21 protein-coding genes are annotated in these 25,754 nt (G+C 69.0%); 12 read left to right on the top strand and 9 right to left on the bottom strand.

Features of this window, described 5'->3' with window-relative positions; all coding sequences use genetic code 11:
* Positions 1 to 20: 20 nt before the first annotated feature.
* From ACSVC7_RS25770 to ACSVC7_RS25760, 3 genes are all read right to left on the bottom strand, one after another.
* Positions 21 to 497: a response regulator gene (locus ACSVC7_RS25770; protein WP_448207608.1), complete on the bottom strand. Its 477-nt coding sequence runs from the start codon at positions 495 to 497 to the stop codon at positions 21 to 23.
* A complete protein-coding gene (locus ACSVC7_RS25765; protein WP_448207607.1) occupies positions 490 to 2,757 on the bottom strand; it encodes an ATP-binding protein in 2,268 nt (755 codons plus the stop codon). Before ACSVC7_RS25765 ends, ACSVC7_RS25770 begins: the two co-directional genes overlap by 8 nt.
* A gap of 322 nt (positions 2,758 to 3,079) precedes the next feature.
* Positions 3,080 to 4,186 carry a branched-chain amino acid ABC transporter substrate-binding protein gene (locus ACSVC7_RS25760; RefSeq protein ID WP_448207606.1) on the bottom strand — a complete coding sequence of 369 codons (1,107 nt, stop codon included), beginning with the start codon at positions 4,184 to 4,186 and terminating at the stop codon, positions 3,080 to 3,082.
* Positions 4,187 to 4,372: 186 nt separating this feature from the next.
* On the opposite strand from ACSVC7_RS25760, the gene ACSVC7_RS25755 reads away from it, so the two are divergent.
* Together ACSVC7_RS25755 and ccoG are read left to right on the top strand one after the other, a co-directional pair.
* A complete protein-coding gene (locus ACSVC7_RS25755; protein ID WP_448207605.1) occupies positions 4,373 to 5,080 on the top strand; it encodes a Crp/Fnr family transcriptional regulator in 708 nt (235 codons plus the stop codon).
* A gap of 262 nt (positions 5,081 to 5,342) precedes the next feature.
* Complete coding sequence (gene ccoG / locus ACSVC7_RS25750; protein WP_448207604.1) at positions 5,343 to 6,818, top strand: cytochrome c oxidase accessory protein CcoG; 1,476 nt, start codon at positions 5,343 to 5,345, stop codon at positions 6,816 to 6,818.
* A 142-nt stretch (positions 6,819 to 6,960) separates the two neighbouring features.
* Here ccoG and ACSVC7_RS25745 read toward each other — a convergent pair whose 3' ends face one another.
* The 4 genes from ACSVC7_RS25745 to ACSVC7_RS25730 form a co-directional block, all read right to left on the bottom strand.
* Entirely contained in the window at positions 6,961 to 7,797 is an 837-nt protein-coding gene (locus tag ACSVC7_RS25745; RefSeq protein WP_448207603.1) for an ABC transporter permease, read from the bottom strand.
* A gap of 5 nt (positions 7,798 to 7,802) precedes the next feature.
* Positions 7,803 to 8,717: an ABC transporter permease gene (locus tag ACSVC7_RS25740; RefSeq protein WP_448207602.1), complete on the bottom strand. Its 915-nt coding sequence runs from the start codon at positions 8,715 to 8,717 to the stop codon at positions 7,803 to 7,805.
* Positions 8,714 to 9,817: an ABC transporter ATP-binding protein gene (locus ACSVC7_RS25735; protein WP_448207601.1), complete on the bottom strand. Its 1,104-nt coding sequence runs from the start codon at positions 9,815 to 9,817 to the stop codon at positions 8,714 to 8,716. Before ACSVC7_RS25735 ends, ACSVC7_RS25740 begins: the two co-directional genes overlap by 4 nt.
* Before the next feature lie 171 nt (positions 9,818 to 9,988).
* Positions 9,989 to 11,179 (bottom strand): ABC transporter substrate-binding protein, encoded by a 1,191-nt coding sequence (locus ACSVC7_RS25730; RefSeq protein WP_448207600.1) that lies wholly within the window; start codon positions 11,177 to 11,179, stop codon positions 9,989 to 9,991.
* A gap of 153 nt (positions 11,180 to 11,332) precedes the next feature.
* Here ACSVC7_RS25730 and ACSVC7_RS25725 point away from each other — a divergent pair, with 153 nt between their 5' ends.
* The 4 genes from ACSVC7_RS25725 to ACSVC7_RS25710 all read left to right on the top strand — a co-directional run bounded on the left by ACSVC7_RS25725 (position 11,333) and on the right by ACSVC7_RS25710 (position 17,012).
* A complete protein-coding gene (locus ACSVC7_RS25725; protein WP_483508803.1) occupies positions 11,333 to 12,532 on the top strand; it encodes an HlyD family secretion protein in 1,200 nt (399 codons plus the stop codon).
* Positions 12,529 to 14,136, top strand: coding sequence for an MFS transporter (locus ACSVC7_RS25720; protein WP_448207598.1), 1,608 nt, complete (start codon positions 12,529 to 12,531; stop codon positions 14,134 to 14,136). The genes ACSVC7_RS25725 and ACSVC7_RS25720 overlap by 4 nt, the downstream gene beginning before the upstream one ends.
* A gap of 13 nt (positions 14,137 to 14,149) precedes the next feature.
* Positions 14,150 to 15,058 carry a GH12 family glycosyl hydrolase domain-containing protein gene (locus ACSVC7_RS25715; RefSeq protein WP_448207597.1) on the top strand — a complete coding sequence of 303 codons (909 nt, stop codon included), beginning with the start codon at positions 14,150 to 14,152 and terminating at the stop codon, positions 15,056 to 15,058.
* A 76-nt stretch (positions 15,059 to 15,134) separates the two neighbouring features.
* The gene (locus ACSVC7_RS25710) at positions 15,135 to 17,012 is read left to right on the top strand and encodes a right-handed parallel beta-helix repeat-containing protein (RefSeq protein WP_448207596.1); all 1,878 of its coding nucleotides are present in this window, start codon (positions 15,135 to 15,137) and stop codon (positions 17,010 to 17,012) included.
* 126 nt (positions 17,013 to 17,138) lie between these two features.
* On the opposite strand, the gene ACSVC7_RS25705 is transcribed toward ACSVC7_RS25710, so the two are convergent.
* Positions 17,139 to 18,404 (bottom strand): CynX/NimT family MFS transporter, encoded by a 1,266-nt coding sequence (locus tag ACSVC7_RS25705; protein ID WP_448207595.1) that lies wholly within the window; start codon positions 18,402 to 18,404, stop codon positions 17,139 to 17,141.
* A 322-nt stretch (positions 18,405 to 18,726) separates the two neighbouring features.
* Here ACSVC7_RS25705 and ACSVC7_RS25700 point away from each other — a divergent pair, with 322 nt between their 5' ends.
* From ACSVC7_RS25700 to ACSVC7_RS25675, 6 genes are all read left to right on the top strand, one after another.
* Complete coding sequence (locus ACSVC7_RS25700) at positions 18,727 to 19,923, top strand: ABC transporter substrate-binding protein (protein ID WP_448207594.1); 1,197 nt, start codon at positions 18,727 to 18,729, stop codon at positions 19,921 to 19,923.
* Positions 19,924 to 20,039: 116 nt separating this feature from the next.
* Entirely contained in the window at positions 20,040 to 20,909 is an 870-nt protein-coding gene (locus ACSVC7_RS25695) for a branched-chain amino acid ABC transporter permease (protein ID WP_448207593.1), read from the top strand.
* On the top strand, positions 20,906 to 21,853 hold the full coding sequence (locus ACSVC7_RS25690) for a branched-chain amino acid ABC transporter permease (RefSeq protein WP_448207592.1): 948 nt from the start codon (positions 20,906 to 20,908) through the stop codon (positions 21,851 to 21,853). The genes ACSVC7_RS25695 and ACSVC7_RS25690 overlap by 4 nt, the downstream gene beginning before the upstream one ends.
* Positions 21,850 to 22,611 carry an ABC transporter ATP-binding protein gene (locus ACSVC7_RS25685; protein ID WP_448207591.1) on the top strand — a complete coding sequence of 254 codons (762 nt, stop codon included), beginning with the start codon at positions 21,850 to 21,852 and terminating at the stop codon, positions 22,609 to 22,611. The genes ACSVC7_RS25690 and ACSVC7_RS25685 overlap by 4 nt, the downstream gene beginning before the upstream one ends.
* Positions 22,595 to 23,311, top strand: a complete 717-nt coding sequence (locus tag ACSVC7_RS25680; RefSeq protein ID WP_448207590.1) for an ABC transporter ATP-binding protein — start codon at positions 22,595 to 22,597, stop codon at positions 23,309 to 23,311. Before ACSVC7_RS25685 ends, ACSVC7_RS25680 begins: the two co-directional genes overlap by 17 nt.
* A gap of 66 nt (positions 23,312 to 23,377) precedes the next feature.
* On the top strand, positions 23,378 to 24,031 hold the full coding sequence (locus tag ACSVC7_RS25675; protein WP_448207589.1) for an HAD family hydrolase: 654 nt from the start codon (positions 23,378 to 23,380) through the stop codon (positions 24,029 to 24,031).
* On the opposite strand, the gene ilvA is transcribed toward ACSVC7_RS25675, so the two are convergent.
* A complete protein-coding gene (gene ilvA, locus ACSVC7_RS25670; RefSeq protein ID WP_448207588.1) occupies positions 24,017 to 25,555 on the bottom strand; it encodes a threonine ammonia-lyase, biosynthetic in 1,539 nt (512 codons plus the stop codon). The genes ACSVC7_RS25675 and ilvA overlap by 15 nt on opposite strands.
* Positions 25,556 to 25,754 lie beyond the last annotated feature (199 nt).

The raw sequence follows: 25,754 nt of genomic DNA, 5'->3' as shown, positions 1-25,754 counted from the left end.
CGGGTGCCCCTCAACCGCCCTCAACCGCCCTTGGCCGCCGCCATCTGGCGGCGTTTGGTGCAGCCGACGGGGGGTTCGTTCAGGATGGCCCAGAAAGCGCCGAGGTCGCGGATTGCCTCGAAGAAGGCCTTGAAGTCCACCGGCTTCACGACGAAGGCGTTGACGCCCAGCTTGTAGCTGCGCACCAGATCGCTTTCCTCGCGCGAGGCGGTCAGCATGACGATGGGGACGTGCCGCGTCTCCGGGTCGCTCTTCACCCGCTCCAGCACCTCCAGCCCGTCGATCTTGGGCAGCTTCAGGTCGAGCAGCACGACGGCGGGCAGCATCGTAGGCTTGCCCGTGGCCGGGTCGCGGCGGGTCAGCAGGGCCAGCGCCTCCTCCCCGTCGCGGGCCACGATGACGTCGTTGGCGAGCTGGCATTTGTCCAGCGCCGCCAGGGTCAGTTCAAGGTCCCGCGGGTTGTCCTCGACCAGCAGGATGGGTTTCAGATCACTCATGGGAATCCCGTTTGTTGGAGTCCGGCTTCGGCAGCGAGAATCCGAAGGTGGCGCCTTCATCGATCCGTCCAACAGCCCAGGTCCGGCCGCCGTGCCGCTCCACCGCGCGGCGCACGTTGGCGAGGCCGATGCCGATGCCCTCGAACTCCTCGTTCCGGTGCAGCCGCTGGAACACGCCGAACAGCTTCTTCTCGTAGGCCTGATTGAAGCCGACGCCGTTGTCGCGCACGGTAAACAGCGTTTCGCCCGGCCTGTCCTCGCACCCCACGACGATGCGCGCCGGGTCGCGGCCCCGTGTGTATTTGATGGCGTTGGACAGCAGGTTCTGCAGGACCAGCCGAAGCATGGTCGGGTCGCCGCGCACGGTCGGCAGGTGTGTGACGTCCCACTCGATCCGCCGCCCGGCGATCTCCGGGGCCAGCGTCTCGCGCACCTCGGCGATCAGGTTGTCCATGTCGATGGCGACGGGGGTCAGCTCGCTGCGCCCCATCTGCGAGAAGTGCAGCAGGTTGTCCACCAGCGTGCCGGCCGTGTTGGCGGCGTCCACGATGGTCTCCAGATACCGCTGCCCGGTGGCGGTGAGGCGGTCGGATTCCAGGTCCCGCAGCAACTCCGCATAGCCCACGATGTGCCGGAAGGGCGCCCTCAGGTCGTGCGAGACGGAGTAGGAGAAGGACTCCAGCTCCTTGTTGGAGCGGGCGAGTTCGCGGGACAGGGCGGCCAGTTCCTCCGCCTTGCGCAGCACGATGCCGATGATGGCGTGGCGCAGTTCGGCCGCGGTTTCGCGCTCGGCGTCGCTCCAGGGCAGCGCGCGGTGGCGCAGCGTCTCCTTCCACGCCTCGAAGGACGTGCGCGGGTGCAGGCGGGTGGTGCCGGGCTCGTGGCCCAGCGGTTTGCGCGGGTCGCCGCCCCAGCGGACGGTGCGCACCACCTCCGGCCGGAACCACAGGATGTAGCTGGCGTGCAGCTTCGACACGGCGATGGCCAGCAGTCCCGCCGCCTTGTCCTCGAAGGCCGAGGCCGGCGGGTGGAGGGACGGCAGGCTGTCGGTGTCGAACTGCTCCGGCTCCCCCTGGGCGGCGAGCCAGGAGACCAGCCCCATGACCTCCCCCTCCGTCGGGGTGTCGCCGACGAGCGTGCAGCTCTGTTCGAACACGACGGCCGCGCCGGTCGCATCGGCGAAGCGCAGCAGGTCGTCCGCCGCATCGGTCAGGCCGGCGATGAAGGGATCGGCCTGGGCCATGGCGGCGAGCAGGCGGGCCTGGATGGCCTTCAAGGCGATGCGGTGCTCCGCGTCGCGCCGGTCCTCCACGGCGGCGATGCGCACCGACAGGACCTGGGCGATCAGGTCGCAGGCCGACCGCACCGCGTAGGACACCCCGCGCGGCTCCCGGTTGTGGCAGGAGATCAGGCCCCAGAGCCGGCCGTGCAGCAGGATCGATACGGACATGGAGGCGGCGGTCTCCATGTTCCGCATATACTCGACATGCACCGGCGATACGCTGCGGAGCGTGGAGAAGCTGAGGTCCAGCGGCCGTCCCGTCTCCAGATCCGGGGCGCCGAGGATGGGCACGGGCGTGTAGCCGGCGTCGGGGATCAGGCGCTGGCGGTTCAGCCGGTACAGCTCCCGCGCCTGGGCCGGGATGTCCGTCGCCGGAAAGTGCAGGTCGAGGTAGGAGGGAAGCGCCCCGTTGCCGTCCTCCGCCACCACGGTGCCGTGCCAGTCCGCGTCGAACCGGTAGACCAGCACCCGGTCGAAGCCGGTCAGAGCGCGCACCTCCCGCGCCGCGCAGGCCAGGATGTCGGCCGGCGCGTTCAGCGCGTCCAGCCGCTCGATCGCCTCGCGCATGTGCGGGTAGACGTGGTCGAGCAGGGCGCTGTCCGTGTTGGTCAGCCGCTCCAGCTCCGCGATCACCGTTCCGTCCGGGGCGACGTGGGCGAGCAGTTGGAAGATGCCGGCGTCCGGCAGCGTGACCATGGCGACCGGGGCGGGACGGGACGGGATGCGCGCCTGCGCCAGAAGCGTGCCGAGCGGGCGGGCCAAGGCCGGGTGGAGCGCCCGCTCCGCCGGCTGGCCGAGCACCGTTTCCAAGGCCCCGGCCAGGGCGGGACCGGCGTTGGTGCTCGCCCGGATCAGCCGGCCGGCCGCTTCCGTCCCGACACCGCCCAGCGCCAGCAGCAGGCCATGCGGCTGGATGCTGCCGGGAATGTGGATCGGCTCCCGGCTGCAGGCGTCGAGATCAAGATCACCGGTCGTCATGACATCCCGTGTGCTGAGAAATAAGGCGCGCAGAAGCGAACTTCCAAAGGCACGAAGCGGAGGGTCACCGAAAATCCATATTAAAATCGGTGGAAATCGTCCGAACCGAATTGGAAGTGGCAAGCCTTTCTCTGGATATCAACGGGCATTCATGACGACAATACCACCAAGGCCCAGGAGCTAGGCGGATAGTCTTATACAATGTCGCTTTTGCTTCATCGGGGACGGGATCACGCCGAAAGAAAGCCATCCCTGCCGACGCTTCCGTCCACAGGCAGCCACTTCGGCGCGAATCCCGGTCCCCGGTGCCGCTTTACCCGGACTACTGCTGGGCCGTCTGGGCGTACTTGCCGTCCTTCCACTCATAGAGCACGTACTGCGGCTTCAGCACGTCGCCCTTCTTATCGAACTGGATCTCGCCGACGACCGTGTCGAACGTGTTGCCGTGCAGCGCGGTGGTCAGCTTCTTCACGTCGGCCGCCCCGGCCTTCTGAAGGCCCTGCGCGATCACCTGCACCGCCGCGTAGCTGTAGAAGGCGAAGTTGCCCGGCTCGGGCAGGCCGGCCTGCTTGAACTTGTCGACCAGCTCGCGGGCTGCCGGGTTGCTGGTGGCCGCCGCGCTGTCGGTGAACAGGGTCCCCTGCCCGGTCGGGCCGGTGATCGCCCAGTATTCGGCGTTGTTCAGCCCGTCACCCGCGATGTACTGGGCCTGAAGACCCATCTCGCGCGACTGGCGGACCAGCAGGCCGAGTTCCGGGTGATAGCCGCCGTAGAAGACCGCGTCGATGTTGCGGTCCTTCAGGTTGGTGACCAGGGCCGAAAAGTCCTTCTCGCCCGCGTTGACCGAGGTGCGGTAGGCGACCCGGCCGCCCGCCTGCTCCAGCGTCTTCGCGACCACGTCCGCCAGGCCCTTGCCGTAGGACTGCTTGTCGTCGATGACGGCGATGTTCTTGCCCTTGTACCGCTCGGCCAGATAGCGGCCGGAGACCACGCCCTGCTGGTCGTCGCGCCCGCAGACGCGGAAGATGTTGTCGAAGCCGCGGTCGGTCAGCGTCGGGCTGGTGGCGGTCGGCGTCACCATCACGATGCCTTCCTCGTGATAGACCTCCGACGCCGGGATCGAGGAGCCGGAGCAGAGGTGGCCGTCCACCGCGATGACCTTGTCGGTCACGAAGCGGTTGGCGATCGCCACCGCCTGACGCGGGTCGCAGGCGTCGTCGCCGACCTTCAGCACCAGCTTCTGGCCGAGGATGCCGCCCTTCTCGTTGATGTCCTTGATGGCAAGCTGCGCGCCATAGACCGTCTGCTCGCCAAGCGCCGCCACCGAGCCGGTGGTGGCGGTGCCGAGCCCGATGGCGATGTCGGCATAGGCCGGTGCCGCGCCGGCCATCAGCGCGACCGTGCTGGCGAACGCGATTGAGCGGATCATGGGCAATTCTCCCGTTTCTCGTTGGTTGGGCCGAGGGATTTAACAGTCGGAACGACCCCTTGTTAAGTTTGTTTCAGCGCAACCCCCCATTCTGGTTCGACCATTGGCGTTCCTCGCCCGAAACTCATACAATCATGCGTGGGCTATCGCGTGTGGGTTCGGGTGCCGGACGGAAGGCGGGCTGGGGTGCATCGCAACGGGATCGAGGCGGCGTGGCAGGGAACGGCGCGGTGCAGCAGCTGCGCCGTGCGGGATCTGGTCCTGTTCGGCGACCTGAAGGAGCCGGACTTCGACCTCATCCACGTCCCCATCGACGAACTGAAGTTTTCGGAAGGGGCCGCGCTGTACCACGCGGGCGAAGAGGGCGGCTCGCTCTACACGATCCGCGCCGGGCTGGTGAAGCTGGTCCAGTTCCTGCCGGACGGCACGCAGCGCATCGTCCGCCTTCTGCGTCCGGGTGCCGTCGCCGGGCTGGAGGTGCTGGTCGGCAAGCCTTACGAGCACACGGCGATCGTCCTGCGGGACGCCGAGACCTGCCGCCTCCCGCGCGAGGTGGTGGAGCGCCTGAGCAAGGAAACCCCGCGCCTGCACGCCCGGCTGATGGAACGCTGGTACCAGTCGCTGCATCAGGCCGACGAGTGGCTGACCGAACTGTCCACCGGCAGCGCGAAACGCCGCCTCGCCCGGCTGTTCCTGAAGCTCGCCGCCGACCTGCCCTGCGAGCCGGTGCTGCTGTCCGGCCGGGAGGATTTGGGCGCGATGCTCGGCGTCGGCATGGAGACGGCCAGCCGCACCATCGCCGAATTCAAGCGCGCCGGCTTCGTCACCGAACGCGCGCCGAACGTCTTCGACTGCAACATCCCGGCGCTGGAGGCGGTCGCGCTGGACGGGTAGGGGTGGTGCGGTTGCCCCCTCCCTAACCCTCCCCCTCTTCGAGGTGGAGGGGACTGCCGCCGCTTCGCCCAAGTCCCCTCCACCGCCAAAGGCGGGGGAGGGTTAGGGAGGGGGCAATACGTCTCCATCCCCACCACGCCCCCCACACAAAAATCCACCCCCACCCGCCCGCCATTTGCGAATTCGCAAAGGCAAGACCGCGCGCCGTCCGTAGCCTGTCGCGAAGGCCCTCCCCGCCCGGGCCGAACGACGGACGAGCATGATGAGCGTCACCAGCACCGAACCCCAATCAACTTCCACCCCCGCCCCGGCCCGCAAGAGCAGCCTCTACGCCCAATACAGCAAGATTTACCCGAAGTCGGTCGCCGGGACCTTCCGGCGGCTGAAATGGCTCGCCCTGATCGTCCTTCTGGCGATCTACTACGTCACGCCCTGGATCCGCTGGGACCGTGGCCCCGGCGCGCCGGATCAGGCGGTGCTGGTGGATATGCCGGGCCGCCGTCTGTACTTCTTCTTCATCGAGCTGTGGCCGCAGCAGGTCTACTACCTGACCGGCACGCTGATCCTGAGCGCGGTCGGCCTGTTCCTGGCGACCGCGCTGGCCGGGCGCGTGTGGTGCGGCTACGCCTGCCCGCAGACGGTGTGGAGCGACCTGTTCCTGTGGGTCGAACGGCTGGTCGAGGGCGACCGCGGCGACCGCATCCGGCTGGACCACGGCCCCTGGTCGCTCCGCAAGCTGGCGAAGAAGGCGACCAAGCACGCCGCGTGGCTGCTGATCGCGCTGGCGACCGGCGGCGCCTGGGTCTTCTACTTCAACGACGCGCCGACGCTGATCGGGGAGATGCTGCGGTTCGAGGCGTCCTCCAACGTCCTGCTGTTCGTCGGGCTGTTCACCGGCACCACCTACCTGCTGGCCGGCTTCGCGCGGGAGCAGGTGTGCATCTACATGTGCCCCTGGCCCCGCTTCCAGGCGGCGATGCAGGACGAGGAAAGCCTCGTCGTCACCTATGAGGACTGGCGCGGCGAAGGGCGCGCCCACCTCAAGCGCTCGCAAAGCTGGGAGGAGCGGCGGGCCGAGGGGCACGGCGACTGCATCGACTGCGGATCCTGCGTGCACGTCTGCCCGACCGGCGTGGACATCCGCAAGGGGCCGCAGATGGCCTGCATCGGCTGCGGGCTGTGCGTGGACGCCTGCAACGAGGTCATGGCGAAGATCGGCCGCCCCGGCGACCTGATCCGCTTCGACTCGCTGAACGCGCAGATCGCGCGCTCCAGCGGCGCCAAGCCGACCTTCAAGCCGATCCGGCCGCGCACGATCATCTACACGCTGATCCTGACCGTCGTCGGCGGGCTGATGGCCGCCGGGCTGGTGCTGAAGCCCAAGGTGGACGTGAACATCCTGCGCGACCGCGCGCCGCTGTTCGTCACGCTGACCAACGGGGACATCCAGAACGCCTACACGGTCAAGGTCCTGAACATGACCCGCGCGGCCCAGGACTACCGCCTGACCTTCACCGGCCTGCCCGGCGCCGCCCTGTCGGTGGCCGGCGCGGAGGGCGAGGGAGCGGCCGACGCCGTGACCGTCCACGCCGACCCGGACAGCGTCGCGACCTACCGCGTGCTCGTCCGCGTGCCGAAGGAGGCGATCCGCCAGACCTCCACCAACACCGCCTTCGTCGTCACCCGCCAGCCGGACGGGCTGGCCGTCCAGCACGAGACCGTCTTCCTGGCCCCCTGATCCTCACCCTTTCGCAACGGGAGAACCGCCATGAACTTCGACGCCCCCACCTATATCGCGCTCGCCGGTGCGGTCAGCGTGTTCGCCGTGACCATCGGGGTCTTCGTCTTCCTGCTGACCCGCAAGGGCAAGTAGGCGGCGATCACGACGCCTTCTTGACGCGGGTGACGAGCTGTGTGGGATCGACGAAGCGCAGCGCGATGAACAGCCAGACCAGCGTGGTCGCCATGTAGATCATCGCCATGGCGTCCACCGACTGGCCCGCCCGCACCCCGGCCGCGAAGACCGAGTAGTAGAGCGCCACGACCAGCGTCTGGCTGCTCGGCCCCGCGGTCAGGAAGGTCAGCTCGAACATGGCGACGGTGCGGACCAGCACCAGCAGCCCCGCCGCCAGCATGCCCGGCGCCAGCAGCGGCACCAGCACATGCAGGAAGACGCGCGGCGTGTTGGCGCCGAAGACGCGGGCGGCGGCCTCCAGCCTCGGGTCGATCTGCTCGATGAAGGGGGTCATCACCAGGATGACGAAGGGCACCGTGGGGACGAGGTTCGCCAGGATCACGCCCGTCATGGTCCCGGCGAGGTGCGTCTGGTACAGCACCGTCGCCAGCGGGATGCCGTAGGTGATCGGCGGCACCAGCAGCGGCAGCACGAACAGCAGCGTCACCAGCCGCTTGCCCGCGAACTCCCGCCGCGCCAGCGCGTAGGCCGCCGGCACGCCCAGCAGCAGCGACAGAAAGACCACCGCCAGCACCACCTCCATGGTGACCAGCAGCACGTCGCCGAGCTGGAACTCGTCCCAGGCCGCGAAGTACCAGCGCGTCGTGTAGCCGGCCGGCAGCCATGTGCCGAGCCAGCGCGTGGCGAAACTGTTCACCGCCACCGCCCCGATCAGCGCCAGCAGATTCACCAGGAAAAAGCCGATGCACAGCCAGACGAGGCTGTTCCAGAGCTTCGGCAGAAGGCGGCTCCCGCCCGTCATGGCCGTCATCCTTTACCCCCGCCCGTGGGGCCGCGATAGAACAGCCGCCGCGCGCCCAGCACCGCGACCACGACGACCAGCTGCACCGCCCCCATGATCATCGCGATGGCCGAGGCCATGGAGTAGTCGTACTGCTCGAAGGCCGCCTGGTAGGCGGCGATGGAGATGACGCGCGTCGGCCCCGCCGGCGCCCCCAGCAGCACCGCCGAGGGGAAGACCGAGAAGGCCTGCACGAAGGCCAGGCAGAAGGCCACCGCCAGTCCGGGGACCAGCAACGGCAGGAAGATGTACCGGAACTGCCGCCCCGGCCCGGCGCCCAGCGTCGCCGCCGCCTGCGGCAGGGCAGGGTCGATGCCGGTGACGTAGGACAGCGTCAGCAGGAACACGAAGGGGAAGCCGGTGATGACCAGCGACAGGAAGACGCCCCAGTAATTGTGCGTCAGCCGCACCGGCCCGTTGCTCAGCCCCAGCTCGATCAGGGTGCGGTTCAGCCAGCCCTGCGGCCCCAGGTAGGTCAACAGCCCTTCCGCCACCAGCACGGTGCCCAGCGTGATCGGGATGACCAGGATGGTGGTCAGCGCCCGCTGCCAGCGCAGCCCCCGCACCCGAAAGGCGATGGGCAGGGCCAGCACCATGTTCAGCACCGTCGCCGGCAGGGCCAGCCACATCGTCGTGCCGATGGTGTCGTGCAGATACGGGTCGCTGAAGAAGGCGGCGTAGTTGGCGAACAGCCCGCCCTTCATCGGCTCGAAGGACAGCAGCAGACCGTAGGCGAAGGGGTAGATGAACAGCAGCAGGACGAACAGCGCAGCCGGCACGACCAGCAGGGTCGTGCGGTCCCAGCCGGCGGCGGCCATGCGGCGGCTCAGGCCCGGTCGCTCGGCCGCGCGCGGGCGCGCTTCCGCGATGTGGCTGGTCATGCGCCCTCCTCCGGTGCGAACAGCAGCACCCGCTCAGGCGTTGCGCGCAGGTGCACCGGCTCGTCCAGATCCAGCCGGTGGTGGGAGCGGAAATGCAGCAGCAAGCCGCCGGGGGTTATGGCGGTGGCGGCGTATTCGCGTCCGATGAACTCCACGCTTTCCACCACCCCGTGGATGGCGTCGGGACCGTCCGGGCCGGGCAGCACATCCTCCGGCCGGATGGCGACCGCCGCCCGTCCGTCGAGCAGCGGCGTGCGCGGCGTGCCGACGACGCGGAAACCGTCATGCCGCACCGTCATCCGGCCTGCCTCTTCCGCCCCAATGGCGCTCTCAATGGCGCCTTCGAACACGTTGCGGTAGCCCATGAAGCGCGCGACGTCGAGCGTGGCGGGGCGGGCGTACAGCTCCTCCGGCGTGCCGATCTGGCGCACGCGGCCCTCGCGCAGCACGACGATACGGTCGGCCAGCGACAGCGCCTCGTCCTGATCGTGGGTGACGTAGACGGTGGAGCGGCCAAGCTCGTTGTGGATGCGCCGGATCTCGTGCCGCATCTCCAGCCGCAGCCGGGCGTCGAGGTTCGACAGCGGCTCGTCCATCAGCACCAGCGGCGGCTGCACGACGATGGCCCGCGCGATGGCGACGCGCTGCTGCTGCCCGCCGGACAACTGGCCGGGCAGCTTGGCCCCGTGCGCTTCCAACTGCACCAGCCGGATCGCCGCGTCGATGCGCTTGTCCGCTTCCGCCTTCGGCACGCCGCGCATGGCGAGCCCGAAGCCGATGTTCCGGCGCACGGTCATGTGCGGAAACAGGGCGTAGTTCTGGAACACCATGCCGAAGCCGCGCCGTTCCGGCGGCAGCTCGTCGATGCGCCGCTCGTCCACCCAGATGCTGCCGCCGGTCAGGGACAGCAGCCCGGCCACGCAGTTCAGCGCCGTCGACTTGCCGCAGCCCGACGGGCCGAGGAAGGCGATGAACTCCCCGCGCCGGATGGTCAGGTCGAGGTCCTGCAAGGCCATGACCCCGTCGAATCCCCGGCTGACCCGGTCCAGGCGGATTTCACCGAACTCACCCGGTCGGCGGGCGGTGTCGGGGCGTGGCATGGGCGGTGTTCCTAAGTTGTTGCGATGCGAACCGTTGCCCCCTCCCTAACCCTCCCCCGCTTCGCGGGAGAGGGAACTCCGCCGCTTTGCGAGTCTTACCCTCTCCCGCGAAGCGGGGGAGGGAGGGACCCACGCGCCAGCGTGGGAGGGAGGGGGCACCGGACAATCAGCTCACTTCGTCTTCGCCGCGCCGATCCGCTCGTCCCACAGGCGGAAGGCGTCCACCAGCCCCTTGGCGTCCAGCGGCAGTTCGATGGGGTTTTCGGCGATCAGCTTGTCGTATTCGGGCCGCCCGAACTCCTTGATGACGTCCTGGCTTTCCGGCGGCGCCATGGCGATCGTCACGTTCTTGACGGCGGGGCCGGGGTAGAAATAGCCGTCGTCATAGGCGTATGCCTGCTGTTCCGGTTTCAGCAGGAAGGCCATGAGGTCGAGGATGACCGCCATCTTCTCCGGCGGCAGGCCCTTGGGCATGACCATGTAGTGGGCGTCGGCCACCCAGTGGAAGCCGTTCAGCGCCGCCACCTTCACCTCCTTCGGCACGGTGCCCAGCGCGCGCGGGTTGATGTCCCAGCCGGTGGTGGTCGCCAGCATGTCGCGGGACCCCTCCCCCAGTTCCTTCATCGTCGCCGTGGTGCCGGAGGGGTAGTATTCGATGCAGGAATTCAGCTCCTTCAGATAGGCCCAGGTCTTCTCCCAGCCGTTGACGGGGTCCTTCGGGTCCTTGTCGCCCAGCAGATAGGGCAGGCCCATCAGGAAGGTGCGGCCGGGGCCGGAGTTGGCCGGGCGGGCGTACATGAACTTGCCGGGGTTGGCCTTGCACCAGGCCAGCAGCTCGTCCGTCGTCTTGGGCGGGGTCTTCACCCGCTCCGGCGCGTATTCCAGCAGCGGGCCGGAGGGGTAGTAGGTCACCACCACGCCCTGGTTGGCCGCCAGCCCCTGCATCCTGGCCGCCGCCGGCAGGTAGTTGGCCTCCAGGTTCGGGAACTTCTCCGCGTAGTTGGGCAGGAGCGGCTGCCACAGACCCTGCTCGATCCCCGCCGCCAGACCGTCGGTGCCGGTCAGCACGAGGTCGATGTCCACCCGCCCGGCGTTCTGCTGGGCCTTGATCTTGCCGGCCAACTCCGGCGCCGGGGCCTTGGTGAAGGTGAAGCGCGCGACGCGGTTGGGGTTGGCCTTGCGGTAATTCTCGATGGCCTTCTGGGTCAGCGCGAGGTTGCCGGCCACGTCGATCACGTTGATCGTCACCGGCTCCTTCGGGAAAGCGGGAAGCTCGGCCCAGGCCGGCAGCGCCCCCATCGCGCATAAGGCGGTCGTCACGAGCCCTGCCAGCGCCGAACGCCGGCCCTTGCTGCCGCGCATGCCTCTTCCTCCCTTGGATTAAGCTTTTGCGGGAAGGGTAGAGAGTGTTTCGATTGGTTGTCAAACTATCCGAAGTCCTGACCATTTCGGGTTAGGCGGTAGGGCCGAGGGGTGCGCCGTGATGAATCGCCCGCTCGTACGTTTTCATGGCCGATGGCGAACTCCGAAACGGCGAACACCGAAACCACGGAACCGGAACGCGCGCCGGCGCCGGCGGCCCCGCATGCGCCCCGGACCACCCCACCGATCACCCCGGCGACCGCCCCGCCGAGGGCCGGCGGCCGGCCCGTGACCTGGAGCCCGTGGATCGTGCGGGCGGCGGTGTTCGGCCTCGCCCTCATCCTCGTCATCGCCTTCTTCACGCGTTGGGACTTCTGGGTCGGCTCCGGCATCCGGCAGAGCACGAACGACGCCTATCTCCAGTCCGACACGACGCCGATCGCCGCCCAGGTCTCGGGTGTGGTCCGGTCGGTGCCGGTGGGCGACTTCCAGCGGGTGCAGGCGGGCGACCTGCTGGCGGAGATCATGGACGCCGACTACCGCGCCCGCGTCGCCCAGGCCGAGGCGGCGCTGGCGGCGGCGGAGGCGGCGGAGGCCGCGCTCGACGCCCAGAAGCGCACGCAGCGCACCCTGATCGACCAGGCCAAGGCCAACGTGAAGGGGCTGGAGGCCGACGTCTGGCGCACCCGGCACGAGGAGGAGCGGCAGACCGAATTGGCCGAGCGCGGGATCGCCGGCACCGCGCAGGTCTTGCAGCAGGCCCAGGCGGCGGCCCAGCGCGCCGCGGCGGCGCTGGAGGCCGGGCGCGCGCAGGTGGACCAGCAGACCGCCATCCTGGAAGGGCTCGACGCCCAGGCCCGGCAGGCCGACGCGGCCCGGCAGCAGCGGGAGGCCGAGCTGTCGCTCGCCCGCATCAGCCTGGGCTACACCCGCATCACCGCCCCGGCGGACGGCATGGTCGGCCAGCGGCAGGTGCGACCCGGCCAGTATGTGGCGCCGGGCAGCCAGATCATCACGCTGGTGCCGCTGCCTGCGGTCTGGGTCGTCGCGAACTACAAGGAAACGCAGATGACCCGCATCCGCCCCGGCCAGCCGGCGACGCTGCGGGTCGACGCCTTTCCCGACACGACCCTGCACGGCCACGTCGATTCCTACGCCCCGGCCAGCGGAAGCCAGTTCGCGCTCCTGCCGCCGGAGAACGCGACCGGCAACTTCACGAAGATCGTCCAGCGCATCCCGGTGAAGATCGTCTTCGACGTGCCGAACCCGCTGGAGGATCTGCTGCGGCCCGGCATGTCCGTGGTCGTCACCATCGACACCAGCGATGCGGCGGCGCGCGGGGGCGGTTCGTGAGCGAGCGGGTGGCCGGTGGCCGGGAATCCGGAGAATGGCGGCGCCTGCTGGCCCTGCCCCGCTTCCACCGCCACGCCGGGCCGGTGATCACGCACCATCCCTTCATCGGCATCCTCGGGGTGCTGCTGGGCGCCATCATCTCCACCCTGACCGCGCGCATCACCGCTTTCGGCCTTGCCGACATCCGGGGGGCCATCGGCGCCGGCTTCGACGAGGGGGCCTGGATCACCACCTCCTACACGGTGGCGCAGATGCTGGTGGCGCCGGCCGCCGCCTTTCTGGGCGCGGTGTTCGGGCCGCGACGGGTGCTGCTGATCTCGGCAGCCACCTACGGGCTGGCGGCGGGAGCGCTGCCGCTGACCGGAACGCTGCCCGGCGTGCTGGCCTGCCAGGTGCTGGCCGGCCTGTCGTCGGGGACCTTCGTCCCGCTGACCATCGGCTTCATCGTCCGCAACCTGCCGCCGCAGTTCCTGGTCTACGGCATCGCCGTCTACGCCATGAATGTGGAGCTGTCGCTGAACGTCTCCGCCTCCATCGAGGGCTGGATTTCCGAGCATCTGAGCTGGCACTGGATCTTCTGGGACACCGCCCTGCTCGCCCCGCTGATGTGGCTGTGCATCTGGTTCGGCATGCCGCGTGAGCCGATGAGGCGCGACCTGCTGAAGACGGCGGACTGGTGGGGCATCGCCTACGCCAGCGTCGGCTTCGCGCTGATCTACGCCGCGCTGGACCAAGGCAACCGGCTGGACTGGCTGAACTCCGGACTCATCAACGGGCTGCTGCTGGCGGGCGGGCTGCTGATCGCGGCCTTCGTGGTGCAGGAGCTGACGTGCCCCAAGCCCTGGATCACCTTCGGCGTGATCTTCCGGGGCAACATCCCGCTGCTGTGCCTGCTGCTGATCATGCTGCGGCTGGTGATGCTGTCCACGGCCTACATCATCCCGCAATACCTGATCACCGTGCACAATTTCCGCGCGCTGGAGGTCGGCGACACGCTGCTGTTGATCGCGCTGCCGCAATTCCTGCTGGCGCCGATCATCGGCACGCTGCTGCGCCACGTCGACCCGCGGGTCACCATGGCGGCGGGCTTCGCGGCGGTGGGGATGGCCTGCTTCGTCGCCTCGCACCTGACGGCGGAGTGGGTCAGCACGAACTTCCTGCCCTCGCAGATGTTGCAGGCCTTTGGGCAGTCCTTCGCGATGACCTCGCTGATCCTGTTCAACGTGAAGAACCTGAACCAGACCCACATCCTGACGCTGGGCGCGCTGTTGCAGACCTCCCGCCTGCTGGGGGGCGAGCTGGGGGCCGCCTTCGTCCAGACCTTCCTGCGGGTGCGGGAGCAGTTCCACAGCTTCACCCTGGGCATGAACGTGGCGTCCGGAGACCCGGAGACCGCGCAACGTCTGGCCGGCACCACGGCGCGTCTGGTCGGCCGCTCCGTCGGTCCGGGCGAGGCGGCGGAGCGGGCGGCCGCACTCCTGTCCTCCACGGTGCGCGGTCAGGCCTATGTGCTGGCCTACATCGACGGTTTCGTGGTGATCGGCTGGTTCATCATCGGCGGGCTGGTGCTGGTCGCCCTGCTCCGCCCCGCACCAGAGTCCTGAGCCGGAGCATGAAATGACGACCCTGTCCAAAAACACCGACAGCTTCAAATCCCACGGCTGGGTGGCCAGCAGCAACGTGTGGAACCCCGGCGCCTACAAGAACGGCAAGGACTTCACCCAGAAGATCGCGATCAAGGACGCCACCTTCCCGAACGGCACGCAAATCACCTGGAGCTGGCCCTACGACCGCCACCGCGCGCTGACCTACGACAATTTCCCCGTGCGCGCCTATCCGGAGCTGACCTACGGCGTCAATCCCTGGAGCAGCGCGCCGTCCACGACGGCCACCCTTCCCGCGCGGATCAGCAGCATCAAGAACCTGGACATCGCCTACGACTTCGGGATCACCGGGGACAAGAACCTCTACAACGTCGCCTTCAGCCTCTGGATCAGCCACGACCCGGCCAAGGGGCTGCAAGGCGTGACGGACGAGGTGATGGTGTGGGTCCACAACGGCTATTTCACGCCGGCCGGGCACCAGATCGCCAAGCTCCAGGATCCCAAGCTTCAGGATCCCAAGCTTCAGGATCCCGGGGGCTCCGCCACCCTGTGGAACCAGAAGAACTTCGACGCGGAGGTCAAGACCAACCCGGTGAAATGGGAATACACCGCCCTGAAATACGACAAGGACCAGCTGTCCGGGACCCTCGACGTCGATGCCCTGATGAAGACTCTGGTCGACCGAGGCACCCTGTCGAAGGACGATTGGCTGCTGGGCGTCCAGGTCGGTGCGGAGGTCGCGGCCGGGCACGGGACGCTGGACGTGAAGCATCTGGCTGTAAACTTCGTGGGACCTTCCCCGAAGCCGTCTGCCCCGCTGACGACCGCCGCCGCCCTCGCCCTGCCGCCGCCATCCGGTGCTCCGACTGCTCTTGCGGCCAATCCGGACCCTGGAATCGCCGCTCCGCCGCGGTTGTCGTGACCGGAGGGCGTGAATCCGATTAGCGTTTCATTAACCATAAAAATTGCCCTCTGCACGCCATAGTGCGGAGGTATGAATGACCAACACCGATAAGCCCGGCTTCTATGTTGCCACCAACGGCAAGGACTCCTGGTCCGGTCGGCTGGCCGAACCCAACGCCGACGGAACGGACGGCCCGTTCGCGTCGCTGGAGCGCGCCCGCGGCGCCATGCGCCACAGCGACGTTGATACGACCTACGTGCGCGGCGGCACCTATCACCTGTCCAAGACGCTGGAACTGGACGGGAACGACAACGGCGTCACCTTCACCGCCTACAAGGACGAAAAGCCCGTCATCAGCGGCGGCGAGACGGTGACCGGCTTCAAGAGCGAGGGCGGCGGCCTCTATTCGACCAAGCTGGCGAAGGCCAGCGACCTGGACCTGATCATCGGCGGGCAGCGCCAGCACGTCGCCCAGTCCGGTGACTGGGACGCGGCGAACCCGGCCAAGTCCGGCTGGTCCTTCCTGGACGAGGCCAAGGGCGGCGCCAGCAAGACCGCCTTTTCCTTCCACGACGGCGACGTCTCCCCGTCGCTGAAGGCCCAGCCCGGCCTGAAGGTGCAGAGCTTTGACACGGAGCGGCTGAACGACGCCATCTCCGACGTGAAGGCCATCGACCATGGCTCGCACGCCGTCAGCTTCGACCAGGCGAACCAGTACGCGCTGCGCAGCGGCGGCACCTACCGCCTGCTGAACGACGAGAGCCTGATCCGCGACCCCGGCGAGTTCGCCTGGCGGTCGGAGGACGGCTCCCTCGTCGTGAAGCCGGAGCATGGCGACACCTTCGAGAAGGACGGGGTCGTGGTCCCGCGGCTCGGCACGCTGGTGCACATGACCGGCGCCAAGGGCGTGACGCTGAGCGGCCTGACCTTCGCCGATGGGCGCTACGACGAGGCGGCGGTGTCGCTGACGCGGGGCGAGGGCAACGCCATCGGCGGCAACCATTTCGTCAACGTCGGCACGGCGATCGCGCTGGACGGGTCGGACAAGAACCGGATCGGCGGCAACGTCATGGAGCATCTGGCCGACACCGGCGTGAACCTGTTCAACGCCGCCGACGGCAACCGCATCTACAGCAACCAGATCGAGCATGTGGGCGAGATCCGCAAGGGCGGCGGCGCCATCACCGCCGTCGGAAGCAGCGACACGGTCGCCGACCACAACGACGTCGCGTGGTCGCCGCGCTACGGCATCTCCTTCAAGGAGTGGGGGGACGGCCAGCTCAGCAACAACAACCGGATCACCAACAACCACGTCACCCACACCGGGCAGGAGTCGGCGGACGCCGGCGGGCTGGAGATCCTGGGCCGTTCGGGCCGCGACACCCACTCCCTGATCCAGGGCAACTACGTGGAGGACACCGGCGGGCTCGCCACCAAGCACGGGGCGAGCGGCTGGATCGACGGGCAGAAGGGCTGGGGCATCATGCTCGACGATCTGGCGAGCGGGGTGACGGTGCGCGACAACTTCGTCAAGGGCGCCACCTGGGCCAACATCTACGTGCACGGCGGCAGCCACAACGTGGTGGACAACAACGTCGGCGTGGTCGCGCGGCCCGAGGACGCCTTCGTCCGCGTCGAGTGGGTGCCGAAGGCCGGCGAGGCCGGCCGGCCCAACGACAACACCGTCACCCACAACGTTGCCGTGGGCGAAAAGCCCATGGACGACTACTGGACGCTCTACACGGCCGGCAAGCTCACCATGGGGAACAACGTGACCGATTCGAAGGCCTACGGGGCCACCGACACGGTCGCCGCCAACCCCGGCTTCGCCGACGCGGCCAAGGGCGACTACCACCTCGCCCCGCAGTCCCCGGCGCTGAAGGCCGGCGTCCACGACCTGGATTGGTCGAACATGGGCGCCGACCACTACACGCCCACGGCCGACCTGCCGGACTTCTGGCACCACGGGTGAGGCAGCGGGGTGTGAGGCCCTCTGCCCCCTCCCTCCCACTTCGTGGGTCCCTCCCTCCCCCGCTTCGCGGGAGAGGGGAAGATTTGCAGCGCGGCGGAGTTCCCTCTCCCGCGCAGCGGGGGAGGGTTAGGGAGGGGGCACCGCCTTCTGCATCTCCAGCACATGCCGGTCGCGTCCGGCCGCCGCTCCGAACAGGGCGGCGGCCAGCGTGATCGCGGCGAAAAGGGCACCGGCCGAGCCCCAGCCGCCGCTCCAGTCGTGCAGCAGGCCGGCCAGCATCGGGCCGAGGGAGGCGATGGCGTAGCCCACGCTCTGCGCCATGCCGGACAGCTGGGTGGCGACGTGCGGATCGCCGGCGCGCAGCACGATGATCGTCAGGGCGATGGCGAAGACGCCCCCCTGCCCGATCCCCAGCGCCACCGCCCAGCCCCACAGCGTCCACAAGGGCGCGAACATGCAGCCCATCATCCCCACCAGCGTGAAGCCCAGCACCACCAGCACGGCCACGCTCTGCTGCCGCGACCGCGTCGCCAGGATGGGGGCGGCAAGCGAGGCCGCGACCTGCACCATGATCGACGCCGACACGGCCAGCCCGGCGGCGACCGGCTCCACGCCGCGGTCGCGCAGGATCACCACCAGCCAGCCCATGGTGATGTAGGCCAGCGAGCTTTGCAGCCCCATGAACAGGGTCACCTGCCACGCCAGCCGGTCGCGCCACAGCCGCCCCGCGGGCTGGGCGCCGGCCTTGGCCTTATGCCCGCCGCCCGGCGGGGCCAGCACGGCCCACACGACCGCCGCCACCAGCGCCGGCACCGCCCAGGAGGCGAGCGCCAGCGACCAGGACTTCCACAACCCGCCGGACGCCGATCCCTCAAAGAGCCGGGCCAGCGGCAGCGTCGCCCCGGCGGCGAAGGCAGCCCCGGCGCACAGGCCCATGGTGTAGACGCCGGTCATCAGCGCGGGCTTGTTCGGGAAATCGCGCTTCACGATGCCGGGCAGCAGCGTCCCGATGATGCCGATCCCCGCCCCGGCGACGATGGCCGCCAGGATCTGCGCCGGATAGCCCGGCACCGCCCGCAGCCCGATGCCGGCCGCCAGCCCGACCAGGGTCAGCAGGATGACGCGCTCGCTGCCGTGCCGGCGCGCCAGCCCTGGGGCCAGAACGCCGAACAGGCCCAGGCAGAGCACCGGCAGGGTCGTCAGCGCGCTCGCCATCGTGGCGGAGATGCCGGTGTCGCGCACCAGCTCCGCCAGCACCGGCGCGACGCTCGACAGGGCCGGGCGCAGGTTCAGGGCGACCAGCACCAGCGCCAGCCCGAGCAGGACCGGATGGCGGGCCGTCGGAACGGGACCGGGGTCGTCCTCCGCGTCGATCAGCAGCTCGTCGGCCAAGGTTGGGGCGAGCGTTGGGCCAGAATTTGATTCGCGCGGGCCCTCGCCGCGCGGGACGGGTTGCGTGCCGTGCATCATGCCTCGGTGTTGGAGCGACGGAGGACCGTACCAGAACAGGGATGGAAGGACACGGTTTCGTTGCCGGCCTGCCGGCGATGCTGCCCATCCCATATGTGTCTTGTACTCAGGTTGGGCCGGGAACCGCGGAAAACGGCGGGCGCACCCCGGACAAACGTGAATGCGCGTGGAAATGCGCTATTCTCCCGTGCATGCGGCCAAAGAAACCGGGTATCTCCGGACAACGGGATGGGGAAGAAGGACGATGAGGACACTGCGCGGAGCGTTGCTGGGCGCCGTTTTCACGGCAGCACTTGGAGTTGCGGGATTGGCCGCCGGGCCGGCCTGGGCGGCCACCGTCAAGGTGGGCGTGATCGCTCCCTTCTCCGGCCCCTTCGCCATGGCGGGCCAGACCTTCAAGCAGGCCATCGAAGTCTATCAGGCCGAACACGGCAAGACCGTGGGCGGCAACACGGTGGAGTTCGTCTACAAGGACCTGGACCAGGCCAACCCGGCGCAGAGCAAGGCCCTGGCGCAGGAGCTGATCGTCAAGGAGAAGGTTAGCTACCTCGCGGGCTTCTTCTTCACGCCCGACGCCCTGGCGGTCGCCCCGCTGATCGACGAAGCGAACATTCCCTGCGTGATCTTCAACGCCGCGACCTCCGCCATAACGGAGAAGTCGCCGCGCTACGTCCGCACCTCCTTCACCCTGTGGCAGAACACCGTGCCGCTGGCCGAGCACATGGCCAAGCAGGGCATCCGGAAGGTGGTCACGGCGGTCAGCGACTACGGCCCCGGCATCGACGGCGAGACCGCCTTCAAGCAGACCTTCGAAAAGTCCGGCGGCCAAGTGGTCGACAGCATCCGCATGCCGCTGAAGTCCACCGATTTCGCCCCCTTCATGCAGCGGATCAAGGATTCGGGGGCGGAGGCCATCTACGCCTTCCTGCCCGCCGGCCCGACCACGCTCGGCTTCGCCAAAGCCTTCAGCGACACCGGGCTGAAGGCGGCGGGGGTCAGGTTCTTCGGCCCCGGCGACATCACGCAGGAGCCGGACCTGCCGGTGCTGGGCGACGCGGCGGTCGGCATCACGACCACCCACCAGTACAGCCAAGCCCACGATTCCGACCTGAACCGCGCCTTCCTCGCCAAGCACAAGGAGCTGTTCGGGTCGTCGGACAACGTCACCTTCACCTCGGCCGGCGCCTACGACGGCACCCACGTCATCTACAAGATGGTCGAGGCGACCGGTGGCAAGCCCGACGGGCTGAAGGCGGTGGAGACGGTCAAGGGCATGGCCTGGGAAAGCCCGCGCGGTCCGCTGAAGATCGACCCCAACTCCCGCCACGTCACCCAGACCATTTACCTGCGCGTCACCGAGCGGAAGGACGGCAAGCTCCAGAACACCGAGATCGCCAGCTTCCCCAACCAGCCGGACTACGGCTACAAGGCCGGGAAGTAGTCGTTTTGCCCCCTCCCCGACCCTCCCCCGCCTTCGGCGAGGGAGGGAGCATTATTCCCTCCCCTGCGAAGCGGGGGAGGGTTAGGGAGGGGGCAAAACCCGCCCGGAGTTCCACCATGGAAACGGTTTTCGGCATCGCGGTGGACGGGGTCGCGTATGGGATGATTCTCTTCATCATCTCCGTCGGCCTGTCGGTCACGCTCGGCCTGATGCGCGTGGTGAACCTCGCGCACGGGGCCTTCGCCATGGTCGCGGGCTATGTCGCCTCCTACGCGGCCCAAGGCCTCGGCCTGCCCTACGCGGCGGCGCTGATCGTGGCGGTGCTGCTGACTGTGCTCGCCGCCCTGCCGCTGGAACGGCTCCTGTACCGGCGCATCTACGGCTCCGCCAACGAGCTGAACCAGGTGCTGCTGACCATCGGGCTGACCTTCGTGATTGTCGCCGGCATCAATTACCTGTTCGGCCCGACGCTGAAGCGCATCCCGCTGCCGGACGCGCTGCTCGGCACCGTGACCATCGGGCCGAAGTCGATCCCGGCGCACCGGGCCTTCGTCATCGGCGCCGGGGCCGCGACCATCCTGGGCCTGTGGTGGCTGCTGGAGCGCACCGACTTCGGCATCCGCCTGCGCGCCGCCGTGGACGACCCGAACATGGCCGCCGCTCTCGGCATCCGTACGGAGCGGCTGTACGCCGCGACCTTCGCGCTGGGCACGGGGCTGGCGGCGCTGGGCGGGGTTCTGGGGGCGGAGCTGCTGCCGCTGGAGCCCTACTACGCCATCCGCTACATCGTCCTGTTCCTGGCGGTCGTCGCCGTGGGCGGCGCGGGCAGCATCTTCGGGTCGGCGGCCGCCGCGCTGGCGCTGGGCATCGTGGACACCGCCGGCAAATACCTCGTCCCCAACTTCGGGGAGTTCTTCTTCTACGCCGCCCTGGTCCTGATCCTGTTCCGCTGGCCGCAGGGCTTCTTCCGCGGGAGGGACGCATGAAGGCCGTCGCGGCCCCAGCGGTCATGGGTGCGCTGGGCCTCACCGCCTTCTGGCTGTTCCCCGACGACCTGGGACTGATGACCCGCATCGCCGCCACGGCGCTCTACGTGCTGTCGCTCGACCTCGTGCTCGGCTACTGCGGCATCGCCACGCTGGGGCAGGCGGCCATGTTCGGCACCGGCGCCTACGCCGCCGGCATCGCCGCCGTGCATCGGGTGACCGATCCGCTTGCGCTGCTCGCCATCGGCGGCGCAGCGGGCGGGCTGATCGCGCTGGCCACCGGCGCCCTGATCCTGCACGCGCGCGGCCTGACGCTGCTGATGCTGACCATCGCCGTCGTGCAGATCGCGCAGGAGGTGGCGAACAAGGCCCGCGACTGGACCGGCGGCAGCGACGGCCTGTCCGGCATCGACCCGTCCCCGGTGCTGGGCCTGTTCCGCTTCGACCTCTACGGCTGCACCTCCTACCTGTTCGCGCTGGCCGTTCTGCTGGTGGGCTATCTGGCGGCGCGGCGCATCGTGCGCTCCCCCTTCGGCCTTGCCTGCCGGGGCGTGAAGGAGGACGCGCTGCGCGTCGCGGCGCTGGGCGGCTCGCCGCGCCGCTACTTGGTGACCATGTACGCCATCGCCGGGGTGTTCGCCGGCGTGGCCGGGGCGCTGAGCGCCGTCACCAGCGGCATCGTCGGGCTGGACAGCCTCAGCTTCTCCTGGTCGGCGGAGGCGCTGGTCATGCTGGTGCTGGGCGGCACCGGGCGGCTCGCCGGCGCCGTCATCGGCACGGTCGCTTTCATGACCATCCACCACATCCTGGCCGCCACCGACCCGTTCCACTGGATGCTGTTCATCGGCCTGTTCCTGATGGGCGTCGTCCTGTTCCTGCCCGGCGGCATCGCCTCACTCGCCGACCGCCTGCCGCGCCGGAAGGCGGCGGAGGGCCACGCATGAGCCCACTTCTTCAGGTCGACGGCCTCAGCAAGAACTTCGGCGGCCTTCTCGTGGCCTCCGACATCTCGATGGAGCTTCATCCCGGCGACCGCTGCGCCCTGATCGGGCCGAACGGGGCCGGCAAGACGACCTTCGTCAACCTCGTCACCGGGGTGCTGGCGCCGACCTCCGGCACGGTCCAACTGGAGGGCGAAGACATCACCGCCCTGCCGGCGGAGGCGCGGGTGCGCCGGGGCCTGATCCGCTCCTTCCAGGTGGCCCGCCTGTTCCGCAGCATGACAGCGCGGGAGCATCTGGAGTTGGCCGTGCTGGAGCGCGAGCGGCGCACCTTCCGCCTCTTCGCCTCCGTCCGGCGCGTGCCGGGCCTGGCGGAGGAGGTGGCCGGGCTGCTCGACGGCATGGGGCTGGCCCCGGTGGCGGACCGCCCGGTCGGCGCGCTGGCCTACGGGCAGCAGCGCCTGCTGGAAATCGCCCTGGCGCTGGCCCTGAAGCCGAAGGTCCTGATCCTGGACGAGCCGGCGGCGGGCGTGCCCCAGTCGGAAAGCCACCGCATCCTCGACGCGCTGGACCGGCTGCCCGCCGATCTGGCCGTGCTGATGATCGAACACGACATGGACCTCGTCTTCCGCTTCGCCACGCGCGTCATCGTGCTGGCGCAAGGCCATCTGCTGTGCAGCGGCACCGCGCGGGAGATCGCGGCGGATCCGCGCGTCCGGGAGGTCTATCTGGGGAGCCGAGCGCATGCCCATCACGGCTGAAGGACGCCTGGAACTCTCCGGCCTGACCGCCGGCTACGGCCCGACGCGGATCGTCGAGAACCTGTCCTTCACGGTCCCGCCCGGCGGGCGGCTGGCCCTGCTGGGCCGCAACGGCGTCGGCAAGACGACGACGCTCGCCACGCTGGTCGGGCAGACGACCCTGCACGGCGGCTCGATCCTGTTGGACGGCGTGGACATCACCCGCCTGCCCTCCTCCGCCCGGGCGGCGGCGGGCCTCGGCTATGTGCCGCAGACGCGCGACGTCTTCCGCTCCCTGACGGTGGAGGAAAACCTCGTCGCGGGCATGAAGGGCCGCCCCCGCGCGGCGCTGGAGGAAGCCTACACGCTGTTCCCCCGCCTGAAGGAGCGGCGGCGCAACGGCGGCGGGGAGCTGTCGGGCGGCGAGCAGCAGATGCTGTCCGTCGCCCGCGCCCTGCTCGGCCGGCCCACCGTGCTGCTGCTGGACGAGCCGCTGGAGGGGCTGGCCCCGGTGATCTGCGACCAGCTCATGCGGGCGCTGTCGCGGCTTCCCATCACCATGATCCTGGTCGAGCAGCAGTTGGACCGCGCCCTGGACTTCGCGCAGGAAGTCGTAATGCTCGACCGCGGCCGGGTGGTCCACCATGGCCCGGCGGACGACGCCCGCCACGACCATGCGCTGATGGAACGCCACCTGGGGGTGGCCGCCGCTCTCTCTTAGGGGGAATGGATTGCGGCGGCTTTTCCGGTAGCATCCACCCAGCCCACAACGACGCGAGACGGCGCGATGCCCCCGACCACCGAACAGCGGCGCCCCGAGGCGGTGATCTTCGACTTCGACGGGGTCATCATCGACTCCGCGCGCATGAAGACCAACGGCTTCATCCGCCTCTACGGCATTGAGGATCCGGCCATGCAGGACCGGCTCCGCCGGACCGTCTGGCGAAACGGCGGGCTCAGCCGCTTCAAGATGCTGGCGATCCTGGAACGCGAGCTGTTCGGCCGCTCCCCGACCGAGGCGCAGGTCAACGACCTCGCCCGCCGCTACGCGGAAATCGTGGATCCGGCGGTCCCCGACTGCCCCCTGATCGCCGGCGCCGAAGAGCTTTTGGACGCGCTGAGCGGAACCCCCTGCCATCTGGTGTCCGGCACGCCGCACGAGACGCTGATGGGCACGGTGCGGGCCAAGGGGCTGGAGCGCTGGTTCGTCTCAATCACCGGCTCCCCCAGCGTGAAGGCGGAGGTCTTCGCCGGCATCGTCCGGGCCGGCGGGCATGACCCGGCGCGCACGCTGGCGGTCGGCGATTCCATGACCGAGCTGGACGCGGCGCAGAAGTCCGGAACCGCTTTCGTCGGTGTGGTGCCCGCGGATCTCCCCAGCCCCTTCCCGGCGGAGGTGCCGACCGTCAACGACCTCTTCGGCCTGTCAGAGTTGATCTGAGGCGGGAGCCTCCCCCGCCAGGAACAACCGGTAGGCCGGATTGCCGGTTTCGTCCCAATACGGGTATCCCAGCTCGTCCAGGCACCGCTGGAACCGCGCCCGGTCGCCGTCCGGCACCTGGATCCCGGCGAGCACACGGCCATAATCGGCGCCGTGGTTGCGATAATGGAACAGCGAGATGTTCCAGTCATGCCCCAGCCCGTTCAGGAACTTCAGCAGCGCGCCCGGCCGTTCGGGAAATTGGAAGCGGTACAGCCGCTCGTCCGTCAGGCCGGGGACGCGGCCGCCCACCATGTAGCGGACGTGCAGCTTGGCCATCTCGTTGTCGCTCATGTCGAGCACCGGGCAGCCCTGAGCGCGCAGCAGCTCCATAATCTGCCGCTTTTCCTCGTCACCCTCGGTCAGCTGCACGCCCACGAAGATCTGCGCCTCGCGGCGGTCGGCGTAGCGGTAGTTGAACTCGGTGATCGACCGCTTGCCGAGCGCCTGGATGAACTGGCGATAAGCGCCCGGACGCTCCGGGATCGTGACGGCCAGCAGGGCCTCCCGCCGTTCGCCGATCTCCGCGCGCTCGGCGATGTGGCGCAGCCGGTCGAAGTTCATGTTGGCGCCGCTTCCGATGGCGACCAGCCCCTTGCCCTGGAGCCGTTCGCGCTCCGCGTATTTCTTCAGCCCGGCGAGGCTGACGGCGCCCGACGGCTCGGTGATGGCGCGGGTGTCCTCGAAGATATCCTTGATGGCGGCGCAGATCGCGTCGGTGTTGACCGTGATGACCTCGTCCAGCAACTCGCGGCACAGGCGGAAGGTCTCGGTGCCGACCTGCCGGACCGCAACACCGTCGGCGAACAGCCCGACTTGGTCGAGCTGCACGCGCGAGCCCGCCGCGATGGCCGCGCCCATGCTGGCCGCGTCGTCCGGCTCGACCCCGATCACCTTCACGTCCGGCCGCAGGAACTTCACATAAGCCGCAACCCCGGCCGCCAGCCCGCCGCCACCGATCTGCACAAAGATGGCGTCCAGCGGGTGCGGGTGCTGGCGCAGGATCTCCATGCCGATGGTCCCCTGCCCCGCGATCACATCCGGATCGTCGTAGGGATGGATGAAGGTCAGTCCCTTCTCCGCCTCAATCTGGCGCGCGTGCAGGTAGGCCTCGTCGAAGGCATCGCCGTGCAGCACGACCCGCCCGCCCCGGCTCTTGACCGCCTGGACCTTGATGCTGGGCGTCGTTCGCGGCATGACGATCAACGCCTTGATGCCCAGCTTCTGCGCCGCCAGGGCGACGCCCTGCGCGTGGTTGCCGGCCGACGCGCAGACCACGCCCCGCTCCCGCGCTTCCGGCGCCAGCCCGACCATCTTGTTGTAGGCGCCGCGCAGCTTGAACGAAAAGACCGGCTGGAGGTCCTCACGCTTCAGCAGCACCGTGTTGCCGAGGCGCTGGGACAACCGCGCCATCGGATCGAGTGGGGTCTCGATCGCCACGTCGTAGACGCGCGCGTTGAGGATCTTCCGGACATACTCGTGCATGGACACTGGCCTTCATCGACGCGGGCCGCGGATGGTAGATCGGTCGCGCCACTCCGGCAACCGGAAGACCACGTCCCAAAACGAAAAGCCGGCGCTCCTTTGGGGAGCGCCGGCTTTTGGTGTGTCGTGTCGAAGGGTGTAAGTGTTGAAGCGTCGTCCAGCGGATGTTGGCGTGTGCCGTGGTGACCTGGCGGCGACC

Source organism: Azospirillum mesophilum, from assembly GCF_053470405.2.
Note: the sequence above shows the minus strand (reverse complement) of the source record. Positions and strands in the feature narration are given on the sequence as shown.

Bases quoted from the DNA above. Each gene is read 5' to 3' on its own strand.
- ACSVC7_RS25735 (WP_448207601.1), bottom strand. From the start codon at position 9,817: ATGCCACGCCCCGACACCGCCCGCCGACCGGGTGAGTTCGGTGAAATC.
- ACSVC7_RS25710 (WP_448207596.1), top strand. From the start codon at position 15,135: ATGACCAACACCGATAAGCCCGGCTTCTATGTTGCCACCAACGGCAAG.
- ACSVC7_RS25740 (WP_448207602.1), bottom strand. From the start codon at position 8,717: ATGACCAGCCACATCGCGGAAGCGCGCCCGCGCGCGGCCGAGCGACCG.
- ACSVC7_RS25770 (WP_448207608.1), bottom strand. From the start codon at position 497: ATGAGTGATCTGAAACCCATCCTGCTGGTCGAGGACAACCCGCGGGAC.
- ACSVC7_RS25675 (WP_448207589.1), top strand. From the start codon at position 23,378: ATGCCCCCGACCACCGAACAGCGGCGCCCCGAGGCGGTGATCTTCGAC.
- ACSVC7_RS25765 (WP_448207607.1), bottom strand. From the start codon at position 2,757: ATGACGACCGGTGATCTTGATCTCGACGCCTGCAGCCGGGAGCCGATC.
- ACSVC7_RS25715 (WP_448207597.1), top strand. From the start codon at position 14,150: ATGACGACCCTGTCCAAAAACACCGACAGCTTCAAATCCCACGGCTGG.
- ACSVC7_RS25760 (WP_448207606.1), bottom strand. From the start codon at position 4,186: ATGATCCGCTCAATCGCGTTCGCCAGCACGGTCGCGCTGATGGCCGGC.
- ACSVC7_RS25680 (WP_448207590.1), top strand. From the start codon at position 22,595: ATGCCCATCACGGCTGAAGGACGCCTGGAACTCTCCGGCCTGACCGCC.
- ACSVC7_RS25685 (WP_448207591.1), top strand. From the start codon at position 21,850: ATGAGCCCACTTCTTCAGGTCGACGGCCTCAGCAAGAACTTCGGCGGC.
- ACSVC7_RS25725 (WP_483508803.1), top strand. From the start codon at position 11,333: ATGGCGAACTCCGAAACGGCGAACACCGAAACCACGGAACCGGAACGC.
- ACSVC7_RS25730 (WP_448207600.1), bottom strand. From the start codon at position 11,179: ATGCGCGGCAGCAAGGGCCGGCGTTCGGCGCTGGCAGGGCTCGTGACG.
- ACSVC7_RS25695 (WP_448207593.1), top strand. From the start codon at position 20,040: ATGGAAACGGTTTTCGGCATCGCGGTGGACGGGGTCGCGTATGGGATG.
- ACSVC7_RS25690 (WP_448207592.1), top strand. From the start codon at position 20,906: ATGAAGGCCGTCGCGGCCCCAGCGGTCATGGGTGCGCTGGGCCTCACC.
- ACSVC7_RS25745 (WP_448207603.1), bottom strand. From the start codon at position 7,797: ATGACGGGCGGGAGCCGCCTTCTGCCGAAGCTCTGGAACAGCCTCGTC.
- ACSVC7_RS25700 (WP_448207594.1), top strand. From the start codon at position 18,727: ATGAGGACACTGCGCGGAGCGTTGCTGGGCGCCGTTTTCACGGCAGCA.
- ilvA (WP_448207588.1), bottom strand. From the start codon at position 25,555: ATGCACGAGTATGTCCGGAAGATCCTCAACGCGCGCGTCTACGACGTG.
- ccoG (WP_448207604.1), top strand. From the start codon at position 5,343: ATGAGCGTCACCAGCACCGAACCCCAATCAACTTCCACCCCCGCCCCG.